The 12,719-nt window shown below is 59.8% G+C and carries 11 protein-coding genes; 3 read left to right on the plus strand and 8 right to left on the minus strand.

All coding sequences use genetic code 11. From position 1 onward, the window contains the following. Positions 1-91: 91 nt before the first annotated feature. The gene (locus tag K328_RS23080; protein WP_051284644.1) at positions 92-382 is read right to left on the minus strand and encodes a hypothetical protein; all 291 of its coding nucleotides are present in this window, start codon (positions 380-382) and stop codon (positions 92-94) included. A 163-nt stretch (positions 383-545) separates the two neighbouring features. Between K328_RS23080 and K328_RS25695 the strand changes: the two genes are divergently transcribed. Both K328_RS25695 and K328_RS25700 read left to right on the plus strand, forming a co-directional pair. Further along, complete coding sequence (locus K328_RS25695; protein ID WP_051284645.1) at positions 546-1,364, plus strand: sulfotransferase; 819 nt, start codon at positions 546-548, stop codon at positions 1,362-1,364. Positions 1,365-1,487: 123 nt separating this feature from the next. Next, on the plus strand, positions 1,488-4,961 hold the full coding sequence (locus tag K328_RS25700) for a glycosyltransferase (RefSeq protein WP_051284646.1): 3,474 nt from the start codon (positions 1,488-1,490) through the stop codon (positions 4,959-4,961). Positions 4,962-5,350: 389 nt separating this feature from the next. Here the strand turns inward: K328_RS25700 and K328_RS0108260 are convergent, their stop codons facing one another. The 3 genes from K328_RS0108260 to K328_RS0108270 form a co-directional block, all read right to left on the minus strand. Then, entirely contained in the window at positions 5,351-5,821 is a 471-nt protein-coding gene (locus K328_RS0108260; protein WP_028465575.1) for a hypothetical protein, read from the minus strand. Between the two features lie 833 nt (positions 5,822-6,654). Next, positions 6,655-7,302, minus strand: a complete 648-nt coding sequence (gmk, locus tag K328_RS0108265; protein WP_028465576.1) for a guanylate kinase — start codon at positions 7,300-7,302, stop codon at positions 6,655-6,657. Between the two features lie 2 nt (positions 7,303-7,304). Then, on the minus strand, positions 7,305-8,219 hold the full coding sequence (locus K328_RS0108270) for a YicC/YloC family endoribonuclease (RefSeq protein WP_245577426.1): 915 nt from the start codon (positions 8,217-8,219) through the stop codon (positions 7,305-7,307). Between the two features lie 83 nt (positions 8,220-8,302). On the opposite strand from K328_RS0108270, the gene K328_RS0108275 reads away from it, so the two are divergent. Next, the gene (locus tag K328_RS0108275) at positions 8,303-9,070 is read left to right on the plus strand and encodes an SDR family NAD(P)-dependent oxidoreductase (RefSeq protein WP_028465578.1); all 768 of its coding nucleotides are present in this window, start codon (positions 8,303-8,305) and stop codon (positions 9,068-9,070) included. 84 nt (positions 9,071-9,154) lie between these two features. Here the strand turns inward: K328_RS0108275 and mltG are convergent, their stop codons facing one another. From mltG to fabG, 4 genes are all read right to left on the minus strand, one after another. Beyond that, positions 9,155-10,123, minus strand: a complete 969-nt coding sequence (gene mltG / locus K328_RS0108280) for an endolytic transglycosylase MltG (protein ID WP_028465579.1) — start codon at positions 10,121-10,123, stop codon at positions 9,155-9,157. Positions 10,124-10,129: 6 nt separating this feature from the next. Beyond that, complete coding sequence (gene fabF, locus K328_RS0108285) at positions 10,130-11,395, minus strand: beta-ketoacyl-ACP synthase II (protein ID WP_028465580.1); 1,266 nt, start codon at positions 11,393-11,395, stop codon at positions 10,130-10,132. Positions 11,396-11,466: 71 nt separating this feature from the next. Beyond that, a complete protein-coding gene (locus K328_RS0108290) occupies positions 11,467-11,703 on the minus strand; it encodes an acyl carrier protein (RefSeq protein WP_028465581.1) in 237 nt (78 codons plus the stop codon). A gap of 247 nt (positions 11,704-11,950) precedes the next feature. After that, positions 11,951-12,691: a 3-oxoacyl-[acyl-carrier-protein] reductase gene (gene fabG, locus K328_RS0108295; protein WP_028465582.1), complete on the minus strand. Its 741-nt coding sequence runs from the start codon at positions 12,689-12,691 to the stop codon at positions 11,951-11,953. Positions 12,692-12,719 lie beyond the last annotated feature (28 nt).

Here is a 12,719-nt window from a genome sequence, read left to right on the forward strand (position 1 = left end):
TCGCCGATGCGAAACATGAAGTTGAGCGTCTTGTTTATTGATTTACCGTCAAAAAAGGCCTGCTGGCGAAAAGTCCGGCAGGCCTTGGGGATCAATCCTCGGTAAATTTCGCCAGGTCGATATCACCGTGACGGAAAGGAACCCAGTATTTGGTTTCCGGATTGTACTGCAGACCGTAGATATTGGTGCAGAACACCTTGGTCGGCGGGGTTACGCCCTCGCCTTCGGTCCTCGCGGCGTCAACCAGTTCAGCCGGCTTGAAGTAGGTTTCCCAGGCAGCCGACACGTCAGAGCGCTCTTGCTCGGAAAGATCATTCACCTGCATGGCGAGATCCCAAGTCTGCTCAAGGTCGTTCCAAAGGTCGTCGAGATACTTGCCCATCGATCGAAAATCCACAATTTCGTGTGCGGTTTGGCCTATTGGCCTTATATCGGATCGCTTTCCACAGGTGAAGGCGTAATTTACATCTTGGCTAAGAGCTTGGCCTTGCCCTATCTAGGCACATCCCAATCAACCGACAGCCCTTGAAGGGGCCGGAGCAAGTGTGCTCGACAAGATTATCGACAGGTTTTTCGTTCGCCAGGACACGAGTGCGCCCCTGCTGATCGGCGCCACAGGCGGGTCCGGAACCCGGGCCCTGCATGGCGCACTGGCGGAGGCCGGCTTTTTCGTCGGCACCCGGCTCAATCATGCCGGCGACGCGATGGATTTCGAGCCTTTCCTGGACGAGATCATCAATCCGGTTCTGCGGGAAACCCGTTCTCTCGATTACGCGCTAGACCAGTTGTCCGGCGGAACACGCACGGCAGCTGAACGCGGTTTCAAGGCGGCCCTGAAGACATACACCGCCGAGTTGCCGCAAAAGGCCGGGCATTGGGGCTGGAAGAATCCCCGCAGCATGTACGTGCTGCCCATTATTGCCGCGGCCTGCCCGGGCATGAGCTTCCTGCATCTGGTGCGCGACGGGCGCGACATGGCGCTGAGCGACAACCAGAATCAGCCCAACAAACATTATGAAGCCCTGTTCGGCGAGGCCTATGGCGACGCCACTCCGGAATTTGCCATCAAGCTCTGGGCGCGCGCCAACAGCCAGGTAGCGGATTGGGGCGAGCGGGAACTCGGTAGCCGCTATATGCGCATCCGATTCGAAGACCTTTGTGCCGCGCCCGGAAAGGTTCTCGCCGGTGCCTTGATCAATGGCGGCATCGAGCCTGCCCTCGCCGGGCGCGTCGGCGCCGGAGCCGATTCGGTGATCCGGACACCCTCTTCCGTCGGCCGATGGCGCAGCCTGCCGGAAGACGAAGCGCGTGCCCTGACAGAGAAGGCCACCGACGCATTGGAAAGATTCGGTTACCTATCCTGAGCCGGACTGCCCTGTGTTGCGCCGGACCGGGCCGGGCAACATCGCCGAACCACACCGTTTATGATATCCAGACGACCGACCAAGCGAACCGCGAACGAAGTTCACCCGACGAGTCCCAGATCCATGGCATCCAAACCCAAGACCTCAAGCAAACCGACAGCAGTCGTTATTCTCGGCATGCACCGGAGCGGCACATCCGCCCTGACCAGGGTCTGCAATATCCTCGGGGTCGACCTGAGCGACAATCTGCTGCCGCCGGCCGAAGGCAATAACGAGACCGGGTTCTGGGAGCATCTGGGCGCCGTCGTGACCAACGAGGAATTGCTGGTCGCGTTCGACATGTTCTGGGACGACCCGCGCGCCCTGCCGGACGGCTGGACGGAGACGGAGGCGGCGCAGGCCGCGCGCGAGAAGATCCTTGCCTTTCTGAATACCGATTTTGGCACGGCGCCGCTCTGGGGCATCAAGGACCCGCGCATGTGCCGGTTGATGCCGCTCTGGGATCCGGTCATCGAAGAGCTGGGCGCCGAACCCGCCTACATCATCATGCAGCGGCATCCGCTTGAGGTTGTCCGCTCCCTGCACCAGCGCGACGGCCTTTCGAACGGCCGCGGCATGGTCCTCTGGCTCCGGCATGTCATCGAGGCAGAGCGGGCGACCCGAGGCAAGCGCCGCGCCTTCGTCAGCTACGATGCCTTGATGCAGGACTGGCAGCCTGCGATCGAAGGCCTTGCCGAACAGCTCGGTCTGCCGCTCGACAAGGTGACCGACGAGTCCCGCGCCGAGATCGAGAAGTTCATCCGGCCCGGCCTGCGCCATTTCGCCTTTCACGATACCGAGCTTTACGGCTCCGCCACCCTCGCCCGCTGGACCGGCCGCGTCTTTGCCGCCTGCCGCGCGCTTGAGCAGAACCCGCAGGATGCTGCAGCCCTTGCCGATATCGACATGGTGGCGCGTGAGCTTGATCAGGCGGGCAGCTATTTCGACGACATCGTCGGCGAAGGCGCCCCGCGCGAGAAAAAGCAGCGCGAGGAAATCGTCGACCTGCACCGCAAGCTGGTCGAGCGGGAACACTGGGCGACGGAGCAGATCAGCCGTGTCGAGGAGCGGGAGACCAGGGTCAGGGAGCGGGACAGGATCATCCACTCGCTCATGGTTCAGCGCGCGGATCTGCATGACAGCTACAAGCAGGCACAACACGATCTGAATATCGAGAACGCACGGATCCACCGCGAGCTGCGCTTCATTACCCAGACCTGGTCCTGGAAACTGACGCGCCCGCTCCGGGTGATCAACCGCCTCGCCCTGCGCACGCTCGGCGCCATGCGGGTGCTGAAGCACGACATGCATATCGCCAGCACCGTGCACGCTGAGGCACTCGGCGATGACAAGTTCCGCTCCACCGAGCCCAATCCGCAGCTGATCCTTGGCTCACCCTGGCGTTTCCTGCCGGAAGGCTGGGCCGAAATATCGTATGAGATCGAGGCAAAGCGCGGCGCGTCCCCATTCCTCTTCGCGGATGCCGGCTACGGTTTCGAGGAAGCCTACAGGTTCCGCCTGCCGCCGACCCGGGGCGGGGTCGGCAAGGCCGTCGTCCGCCTTCCGAAAGGCGTCTTCCAGCTTCGCTTCGACCCGGTGCATTTCGTTGGCAGTTTCGAGGTCAAGCATATCCGGATCCGCGAGGTCAGCCGCACGCTGCTGACCCTGCGCACGCTCTGGAGCCGGATCCGCGAAATTATCGACCACAAGGACGCCAGAAAAAGAGTCGGCAAACGGCTCTTCGATCTCGTGGTGAAACGGGACGTGAAGGGCTTCTTCGAAGGCGTGGCCCGCCTCGGCCCCGACCCGATCAGCAGCTACACGCGCTGGTTCGAGCTTTACGGCACACTGACGGCAGACGACCGCGCCGCGATCAACAGACATATCGGCACGATGAAGAAGAAGCCGCTCTTCTCCGTGGTCATGCCGACCTACAACACGCCAACTCAGTACCTGAGCAAGGCAATCGCGTCCGTGCAGAACCAGCTATACCCCGAATGGGAGCTCTGTATTGCCGACGACGCCTCCACGTCGCAGGAAACGAAGGACCTGCTCCGACGCTTCGCCAACGAGGACGACCGCATCAAAGTCGTCTTCCGCGAGGAGAACGGGCATATCTCGGCGGCGTCCAACAGCGCGCTCGAGATCGCCACGGGTGATTATATCGCCCTGCTCGATCACGATGACGAGCTGACGCCCCACGCCCTTTACATGATGGCGGTCGAGGTTCGGGATCATCCCGATGCTGACATTATCTATTCGGACGAAGACAAGATCGACGAGAGCGGCGATCACTACGCCCCCTATTTCAAGACCGACTGGGCGCCGGACATGTTCCTCGGCCAGAACCTGATCAATCATCTCGGCATCTACCGCCGAGCGCTGGTCGAGAAGGTCGGCGGCTTCCGTCTCGGCTACGAGGGCAGCCAGGATTACGATCTCGCGTTGCGTGTTATCGAGCAGACCAAACCGGAAAACATCCGGCACGTCCCGCATATCCTCTATCACTGGCGCGCGGCCGAAGGCTCCACCGCGCTCGCCGAGGAGGAGAAGGACTATACCGGGGACGCGGCGATACGGGCCATTCAGGATCATCTCGACCGCTCGAAGATCAAGGGCAAGGTGGTTCAGGGCCGGGATGTCTACAGCCAGCGGGTGATCTATGAACTCCCCGAAACGCTGCCGCTGGTGAGCCTGATCATCCCGACCAGAAACCGGGCCGAGATCCTGAAAGGCGCCGTCGACGGTATTCGGGAAAAGAACAACTATCCGAACTGGGAAATCATCATTGTCGACAATGGCAGCGATGAAGAAGAAACACTCGAGTATCTGCGCACCCTGGAAGAGGACGCGCGAATCCGGGTGCACCGGGATGACGGGGAGTTCAACTATTCCCGCCTCAACAACGATGCAGCACGCCTTGCCAAAGGCGAGATCATCGGCCTGATCAATAACGACATTGCGCCGATCAACGAAGACTGGCTGTCGGAGATGGTGCGTCAGGTCACGCAGCCGGGCGTCGGCGCGGTCGGTGCCAAGCTCTATTACGAGAACGATACGCTGCAGCATGGCGGCGTGATCGTCGGGCTTGGCGGTGTTGCCGGCCATTTCGACAAGCGCCTGCCCCGGGATAGCCGTGGCTTTTTCGGCCGCGCCATGCTGGTACAGAACTTCTCCGCCGTGACCGCCGCCTGCCTGCTCGCACCGAAGAAGGTCTTCGAAGAGGTTCAGGGCCTCGACGAGCAGAACCTGGCGGTTGCCTTCAACGATGTCGATTTCTGCCTGAAGATCCGCGAGGCCGGCTATCGCATCATCTGGACGCCCTATGCCGAGCTGTACCACTACGAGTCCATCAGCCGCGGCGAGGATACCGACCCGGACAAGCGGGCCCGCTTCAACGCGGAGTCCGAATATATGCAGGAGCGATGGGCCAAGGTCTGCGAGCACGACCCGTTCTACAATCCGAACCTCACCCTCGACTTCGAACAACCCTCACCGGCAGACCCGCCACGCGCCCTGCGCCCGTGGAACGACTATATCGAGCTGGAAGACGACTGAACGGTAAGGCGCCTTTTAGAGCTGCGACGTAGCAGGGCGCTGACGGGTCGAGAGAAGATGCTGACTTGCGCCAAGGACGGCTAGAAGGGTACATGCGGCCGCTCTTGGTTTTTCAGCTGACCTAGAACCGGGACAACAGAGCCCCACGACGCAACGCGTTAGTCGTGTGTTCTTTTAATCCCAATCTTGAAAAACCCGTCATCCCGGCCGGAGAGCCGGGATCCATAAATTCGTAGAGCGGCGTTCGCCTTCCCATGGATCCCGGATCGGGGTTCGGAATGACGATTGGGGAATTAGGGTGTGTCCCCTTAATTCGCGATTACCGTCATAACTCTCTTAAAGTTTGATCATCCCTTAATTGCGTACCCGCAATTAGGGGATCGACAGATCTACCAGCGCTGAGCGTATCCACGTCCAGAATCATAGTCCTCATCCTGTGCGACGCGCTTCCTGCGAATCTCATAATACGCTTCGATCTCAGCACTCCGTTCAGCATATTTCTGCTCCAGACCGCAATTGGACGAATATACTGTCTGTTCGAGTGCCTTGAATTCCCCCTTGCGTAGCGCAAGTTCGGCTTCTTCGCCGTTGTCTCCCGCCGCGGCAACTGCCAGAGGCACGAAAAACATGATTGCCATCCCCGTGACCAACGCATCTTTCGATGCCTCTGCATCCTGAGCCTTGCTTGCAACCATCAAGTTGTCTGCTGAACGGGTCACCTCAAACTCAAGCTGCTGGCAATTGAGGCCTGAATATTTTTCGGCATCAACCTTGGCGGCCTCAACAGTTTGTGAACCGGATGCACAGCCAGACAGAGACAGCGCCGCAACGGTTACGGCCGCAACCGAAAATTTTCTCATGAATTGATTCCCATTTGAATACGCTACTACGAATAGCATTATTTCTATGGGGTTCCAGATTCAACTATATTTATTAACAATCATTAATATTAAGGAACAATATTAAGGGGACACACGACTTAATATTAAGGGGACACACGACTTAATTCCGCCCCCCGCCTCACGACACCAGCATGGCACGTTCGGAAAAAAGGTGTGTGTCCCCTTAATTCCCACGTATTTCCCTCATCCGCAACCTTTCTCGCCTCACTTTCTTGATTCGAAAAAAACTATAAAAAACAAAAAGCATCAACCCAAAAGCATTTATTATGAATAAATAAATATTACTTCTCAATATTGAGATAATAAATATTTGAAAATAGAAAATTAAAAACACAACTATAACTCCAGCTACATAGAAATAACTATTTAATATACTGTATTTTCTATTTTGTAGTGCATATCTGTACAATATTAAAATATTCGAAATCGCCAACACATTTAAATAAATCCACGGATCCGATACTTTTCCAACAAACAACACAATAGACACAAATTGAATAAAAATAGATCCCACAATCGAAAACCAGATTTTAAAATCTGATCCCGTGCTTGAATAAAAATTCGGGGAGTAATTCACGTTCAATTTACTAAGTTTCCAATTTCCTATTGATCATCGTTCTCGCATCCCTTCACTCGCATAGCACAAGACCGGCTGCAGCACTTATTCCAGCACCCGCCTTTCCCCCGTCAACAAGTCCGCCGTTGCAGACAGCCACGGCACCAGACGGACGTCATCGCTGTTCACCTGCAGTTGAACGCGGACCGTTGCGATCTATGAACGAAGGCGCGGCCTAACGCCCTTCCCGCAGCAGCTTGACGAAATCCGTCAGCCCGAGCCGCCGGTCGCGCTTCAGGCGCTCGGCGGTGAGGATGGCGCGCACTGCCTCGACGCTCTCGTCGAGATCGCGATTGACGATGATGTAATCGTATTCGCGGTAATGGCTGATTTCGTCCGCTGCCTTTGACATGCGCTGGGCGACGACCTCGGCGCTGTCCTGCGCCCGGCCCATAAGGCGGCGCTCCAGCTCCTGGGTCGAGGGCGGCAGGATGAAGACGCTGACCAGATCCTCGCGGGCCGCATCTGCGACCTGCTGGGTGCCCTGCCAGTCGATATCGAACAGCACGTCCTTGCCGCCACTCAGGACATCGTCCACCGGGCCGCGCGGGGTGCCGTAGTAATTGTCGAAGACCTTGGCATATTCCAGGAACTCGCCGCGGTTAATCATCAGCTGGAAGTCGGTCTGGTCGATGAAGTGGTAATCAACGCCATCGACCTCCCCCGGCCGCCGGGGCCGGGTGGTCGCCGAGACGGACATGGTCAACTCGTCCTCGGTCTCCAGAAGGCGGCGGGAGATTGAGGTCTTGCCGGCACCAGACGGGGAAGACAGCACCAGCATCAGGCCGCGGCGCTGCACATCGGGGTAAAACTCGTCGGACATGCTCATTCGACGTTCTGAACCTGCTCGCGGAACTGCTCGACCGTCGATTTCAGCTCAAGGCCGATATTGGTGAGCGCAAGGGATGCCGCCTTCGAGCAGATCGTGTTGCTCTCCCGGTTAAGCTCCTGACAGATGAAATCGAGCTTCCGGCCGATCACCCCGCCGGCTGTGACGAGATCCCGGCAGGCCGCGACATGGGCGTCCAGACGGTCGACTTCCTCGCGGATGTCAGCCTTGGTCGCCAGCAGGGCCAGCTCCTGTCCCAGACGCTCCTCGGAGACCGGTGGGGACTGTTCCAGGATCTCGGCAATCTGCTGCTTCATCCGCTCCCGCTGCTGGCCCGGCTGCAGGTCCGCCGTATCCTTGGCGACCCTGGAGAGCCCGGCGAGCGTGTCGAGATGGGTCGTCAGCATGGCGGCAAGATGGACGCCCTCCTCACCGCGCATTTCGGAGAGGGGTTTCAGCGCCTGTTCCAGTCCGGTCAGAAGCGCGGCGATGAGAGCTTCTTTCGCGGCCGCATCCTGCGCCGGCTCTTCCTCCGTCTCCAGAATACCGCGTACGGACAGCAGGCTGTCGAGACGCGGCGGCGACGGGTAGATCTTGCCCTCGGCTTCCAGCGTGGTCTGAAGCTCAAGGATCTGCTCGATCAGCTCGCGGTTCACCGTCAGCGCCTTGGAGGTTGTCTGGCGGGAGAGCATCAGGGAGACGGAAAGCGATCCCCGGCCGAGCTTGCTGCCGATCAGCTTGCGGGCCGGGATCTCCAGCGCATCGAAGCCGCCGGGCAGGCGGAAGCGGATATCGAGGCCCTTGCCGTTGACCGATTTGACCTCCCAGCTCCACTGCCATTGCGCGGCGCCGTCTCCAGCGTCATGGGTTCCCTCGACACGGGCGTAACCCGTCATGCTGTTGATCGCCACTCGCACCACCAGATCTTTGCTATAGGTTCAGGGGGCGCACTATATCCGCGCCCCGTTACGGCAACAAGACGCGGAGCAGCCAGATGCGTGCGCCCAGAGCAATTCTCATCACCGGCGCTTCCAGCGGATTAGGCGCTGCGCTCGCCGAAGCCTATGCGTCGCCGGGAAAGACCCTGTTCCTCGGCGGGCGAGATTCGGCCCGGCTGGAAGCGGTCGCCCGGATCGCAACGGCGAAGGGCGCGGAGGTCCATACCGAGACGATCGACGTGACCGAGCGGACGCATATGGAGGTCTGGGTCGCCTCGGCAAACAGGATCGCGCCACTCGACCTTGTCATTGCCAATGCGGGGATCTCCGCCGGGACCGGAGACGGCGGGCCCGAACCCGCCGATCAGGTGCGCCGGGTCTATGCGGTCAATGTCGATGGTGTGATGAACACCGTCCTGCCGGCCCTGCCGCTGATGCAGCAGCGCGGCCAGGGGCAGATCGGGATCGTCAGCTCCCTCGCCGGCTTCCGGGGGTTTCCCGGGGCGCCGGCCTATTGCGGCAGCAAGGCGGCGGTGAAGGTGTTTGGCGAAGGACTTCGGCCGACTGCCGCCCGTGAGGGCATCGAAGTGTCGGTTATCTGCCCTGGTTATGTCCGCTCGCCGATGACGGCGGTGAACGATTTCCCGATGCCGTTCCTGATGGAGGCGGACGACGCGGCGGAGAGGATCCGGCGCGGGCTGGAACGGAACAAGGCCCGGATTGCCTTTCCGTGGCCGATGTACGCCACAGTCCAGCTTCTTCAGATCATCCCGCCATCCTGGATCGACGGGTTGATGGGGCGCCTGCCGACCAAGTCGGGCTGAACCCGGCGCACGCGGTTTTCAGGGCTGTACAGTGGCAGACAGGTTTCTGTTGTTTCCTGTCTGGTCGAGCTTCATGCATGGCGCTCAGTTCGAGTCGCGGATCTTCCGCCATTTTCGGACGTTGCGATTGTGCTCCTTCAACGTCCGGGCGAAGGCATGACCTCCAGACCCGTCGGCGACGAAGTACAGATAATCCGTCTGAACCGGGTTCATCACCGCCCTGATCGCATCGATCCCCGGATTGGCGATCGGCGTCGGCGGCAGGCCCTTGATCACATAGGTATTATACGGCGTCGGCTGCTTCAGGTCCGCCCGGGTGAGCGGCTGCTCGAGGCCGCCGGGAGCAATACCGTAAGCCACGGTCGGGTCCGACTGCAGGCGCATGCCACGTTTCAGCCGGTTGGCGAAGACGCCCGCGACCAAGCCGCGCTCCTGAGGTATGCCGGTTTCCCGTTCCACGATTGAGGCAAGGATCACCGCCTCTTCCGGCGTCTTGACCGGCAAATCCGGAGACCGCATGTCCCAAAGCCTGGCGACGGTGGTCTCCATGGAGGCCTGCATGCGTTTGACAAGTTCCTCACGGCTGTCGCCATAGGAGAAATGATAGGTCTCCGGCAGCAAGGAGCCCTCGGCCGGGTTGCCTGCACCGCCGGTCAGCCCTTCAGCAAGTTCCAGCCGCGCCATCACTTCAGCGGCCGTCAGCCCTTCCGGGATCGTCAGCCGCCGCACGACCGTCTTGCCGGATGCAAGGATTTCCATCACCTGGCGCGGACTTGACTCCGCCGGGATCAGATACTCCCCGGCTTTCAGGCTCCGGGCCTGCCGCGAGGCTCTGGCGCCGATTACGAAGACGAAGTCACGCCGGATCGCGCCGGCCCTCTTAAGGGAAGCTGCAATGCCTTCCAGGCCCGTTCCGGAGGGAATGACGATTGCAGTGGATACGGGAAGCGGCCCCGGGCTGGTGAACTGGGCATAGAGCCATGCGCAGCAGACTGCACCGGCGATTGCCAGAATCAGCAGACCAAGGAATGCACGCAGCAGGGCCCGGCCCATGCTGCGTTAATCCACGGCGGAGAAGATCAGGGACGCGTTGGTGCCGCCGAACCCGAAGGAATTGGAAAGCGCATGCTTGATCTTGCGCTCCTTGGCCTTGAGCGGCACGAGATCGACCGGCCCGACATTCTCGGACGGCGACTCGAGATTAAGCGTCGGCGGCAACATGCTGTCGCGAATCGCAAGCACCGAATAAATCGCCTCGACCGCACCAGCCGCACCGAGCAAATGACCGACGGCGGATTTGGTCGATGACATGGAAGCACCGCCCAGATCGTCGCCCATCAGACGCTTCACGGCGCCCAGCTCAATCATGTCTCCCAGCGGCGTGGAGGTGCCGTGTGCGTTGATGTAATCGATCTGATCGGTCGCCAGGTTGGCCCGCTTGAGAGCGGCCTTCATGGCACGGTAGCCGCCATTACCGTCTGCGGCCGGAGCCGTGATGTGGTGCGCGTCACCGGACATGCCGTAACCGGTCACTTCGGCGTAAATCTTCGCGCCGCGGCGTTTTGCGTGTTCGTATTCTTCGAGAACGACACAGCCACCGCCTTCACCCATGACGAAGCCGTCACGGCCATCGTCCCAGGGACGGGAAGCCGTCTCGGGAGCCTCGTTGAAACCCGTCGACAGAGCCCGGGCTGCGGAGAAACCGGCAATACCGAGCCGACAGACAGCCGCTTCGGCACCGCCTGCCACCATGACATCGGCATCGTCCAGCATGATCAGACGCGCAGCGTCGCCAATTGCATGGGCGCCGGTCGCACATGCCGTGACGACGGAATGGTTTGGACCGCGAAATCTGAAACGGATGGAAACGTGGCCGGAAATAAGATTGATCAGTGCAGCCGGGATAAAGAACGGACTGATACGGCGCGGACCGCGATCCCGCATCAGATCTTCCGTCTCCGAAATGCTGGTCAGACCGCCAATGCCGGAGCCGATGAGAACGCCGGTACGATCCTGGCTTTCCTCGTCTTCGGGCATCCATCCGGAATCGCGCACCGCCTGATCGGCAGCAGCCACACCGAATAGAATGAAACGGTCGATCTTGCGCTGCTCTTTCGGCTCCAGATAGGCGGACGGATTGAAGAGACCACCGCCGCCTTCGCCTTCCTGAACAGTACCGGCAATTTTCGCGGGCAAATCGGAAACATCGAATGTATCGATAGCCCTGATGCCGGACTCGCTGTTCAGGAGCCGGGACCAATTATGTTCGACCCCATCGCCGAGGGGCGTAACCAGACCGAGGCCGGTGATTACGACACGTCTCATGCCTTGCACTTTTCCAGATTACAAACGTAACCCCGGGCGGAAAACTCCGCCCGAGGGCAGTCGTCAGTCAATTACTTGGAAGATTCTTCGATGAAGGAAATCGCGTCCTTCACGGTCAGAATTTTCTCGGCGGCATCGTCCGGAATTTCGACGCCAAATTCTTCTTCGAACGCCATGACAAGTTCAACCGTGTCGAGGCTGTCGGCCCCGAGGTCGTCGATGAAGCTCGCGGAGTCGACCACTTTGGCCTCATCAACGCCGAGATGTTCGACCACGATCTTCTTCACGCTAGCGGCGACGTCACTCATTTTTGTTTTCCTCGAATCTTAAGCTCAACGGTTTGTCAGCGAAACGCCTGCGTTCACCGACCTCAATATACTCCAAGAAACCCGTGTTTCATCATGGAGTCCGAAACAGATAGGCAACACACCTGTAAGCGGCGGCGGGATACCACACTTTTTTTTACTTGCCTAGCATCAGAAACACCAAGCGTCTGCAGCATCAAAGCCAATGCCGGGCTTGCGACTCGGTCCGCCCGCACTCGCTCGGCGGCCGCTACAGCATCGCCATACCGCCATTCACATGAATGGTAGCACCTGTAACATATGCCGCTTCCTCGGAGGCGAGATAAACCACAGAGGCAGCAATATCCTCCGGCGTACCGAGACGGCCAGCCGGAACAGCGGCAAGCAGTTTCTCGTGCTGCGCCTCGTCCAGGGCATCGGTCATCGCGGTTTTAATAAAGCCTGGCGCCACCACGTTCGCGGTGATGCCCCGGTTCGCGACTTCCTGGGCCAGGGACTTGGTGAAGCCGACCATGCCGGCCTTGGAGGCAGCATAATTCGCCTGGCCCGGATTGCCGGTCGCGCCAACGATGGAGGAAATGCCGATAACGCGCCCCCAGCGCCGTTTCATCATGCCGCGCATCAGAGCGCGCGAGAGACGGAAACCGGACATCAGGTTGACGTTCATCACCGCCTCCCAGTCTTCGTCCTTCATTCGCATCATCAGGCCGTCACGGGTCACGCCCGCATTATTGATCAAAATGTCGATACCGCCGTCAGCGATGTCTTCCGCCGTCTTGGCAAGCGTGGCGATCGACTCGGCATCGCCGAGATTTGCCGTCACCACGTGCGCGCGCGCGCCCAGCTCCCCTGCCAGCGCCTGCAGCGCCTCCTCACGGGTACCGGACAGGACGACTTCCGCCCCCTGCGCGTGCAGAGCCTTGGCAATGGCATTGCCGATGCCGCCGCTCGCACCCGTCACCAGGGCCGATTTTCCATCCAGACGAAACATATGAATTCTCCCTCGCCCATGACCGGGC

It is taken from the genome of Nisaea denitrificans DSM 18348 (genome assembly GCF_000426505.1).
Taxonomy (GTDB): domain Bacteria; phylum Pseudomonadota; class Alphaproteobacteria; order Thalassobaculales; family Thalassobaculaceae; genus Nisaea; species Nisaea denitrificans.